Origin of the sequence: Acinetobacter sp. YH01018 (genome assembly GCF_013420295.1) — a bacterium.
GTDB lineage: Bacteria > Pseudomonadota > Gammaproteobacteria > Pseudomonadales > Moraxellaceae > Acinetobacter.
In genome coordinates, this window is the sequence record NZ_VOYL01000115.1 from 1 (window position 1) to 1528 (window position 1528).

At 37.3% G+C, this 1528-nt stretch carries 1 rRNA gene and 1 pseudogene; one reads left to right on the forward strand and one right to left on the reverse strand.

Annotated features, from left to right (window positions below):
• Positions 1 to 129 precede the first annotated feature (129 nt).
• A pseudogene (locus tag FTT83_RS15865) lies at positions 130 to 1230 on the forward strand (dihydrolipoyl dehydrogenase); the annotation flags it as partial.
• A 179-nt stretch (positions 1231 to 1409) separates the two neighbouring features.
• Here the strand turns inward: FTT83_RS15865 and rrf are convergent.
• Positions 1410 to 1524, reverse strand: a 5S ribosomal RNA gene (gene rrf / locus FTT83_RS15870).
• Positions 1525 to 1528: the final 4 nt, after the last annotated feature.

Genomic DNA, 1528 nt, shown 5'->3' on the forward strand with positions numbered 1-1528 from the left:
GTTCCACTTTAGATATTTGTTTAAGATGAGATGTAACTCATTGAAATGTGTCATCATATTCGTCGTCAGAAAACAAGTATTATGCCATTATTTCAATGAGTTATCTTTTTTTGTCGTGTACAAAGAAATGCGATACTCAAAGATGTAAATAGCTGGACAGCAAAACATAAAATATCAGGACAGGCACAGTTCATTAATCACAATACAATTACTGTGAATGGTCAGAAATATCAGGCTAAAAGTTTTATAGTTGCAGTAGGCTCTACCCCAACCTTTGATCCTCAATGGAAAGAACAGCTCGGTGACCGGCTCATCACTTCAGACCAGATTTTTGAATTAGAAAAATTACCGCAGTCTTTGGCCATAATAGGTAGTGGAGTCATCGCTATCGAACTTGCACAAGCCATGCAAAGATTAGGGGTCAAGACCACTGTTTTTGCACGTAGCCGTAAAGTTGGCTCCCTAAGCAGCCCAGCTTTGCAGAAATTAATACAAGATGAAATCAGTAAAAATTTAAATATTAAATTCGAAATATTACCGACTACAGTTCAGCTTAATACTCAAGGAGTTACAATTAACTTCAATGAAAATAATCAATCTCAACAAGTTGATGTGGAATATCTTCTGGTTGCAACAGGCCGAAAAAGTTATTTAGATACGCTACTATTAAATAATATCAATCACTCATATACCGATCTTAGAAAACTTCCTGTTAACGATAAAACCAAACAGCTTGGAGATTATCCCATTTTCATTGTCGGTGATGCACATAGTAACACCCCTATTCAACATGAAGCAGTACATGAGGGACGTCAAGCTGTACATAACTGTTTAAACTATCCTGAAATTAAAAACTTAAAGACACTTACACCTTTAGCAATCGTATTTAGCGCTCCAGAAATGGCAACCGTAGGGCAAAGTTTCAAACAACTCAGTGATGCAAAAATTGAATTTGTTACAGGTATGGTTTCTTATGAAAAACAAGGCCGTGCTTTAGCACTCGCTAAAAACAGTGGTGCGCTCGAAGTGTATATTCATCAATCTTCACGCAAGATATTAGGGGCAGAATTATTTGTAGAAGCTGCAGAACATATAGCTCATTTACTGGCATGGATGATTTCTGAGAATTTAACTGTGGATGAAATTTTAGATAAGCCGTTCTACCATCCGACTTTAGAAGAAGGATTACGTACCGCACTTAAACATGCACGTAGACAATTAAAAAACTAATAATCAATACGAAAAAGTCTCGACAGGATGTCGGGGCTTTTTTATGTCTGCGTAATAACGTTTAAAGAACTATACACGTAATAAAGCATACATCTTTTATTCTTCATTTTTAAATTTCCTTTTTTCCTCACATAAAAAAACACCCCCAGTCGTTTGACTGAGGGTGTTTTCGAATAATGAGCTGGCGATGACTTACTCTCACATGGGTAATCCCACACTACCATCAGCGCTAAGAGGTTTCACTTCTGAGTTCGGGAAGGGATCAGGTGGTTCACTCTTGCTATGGTCGCCAGCACAA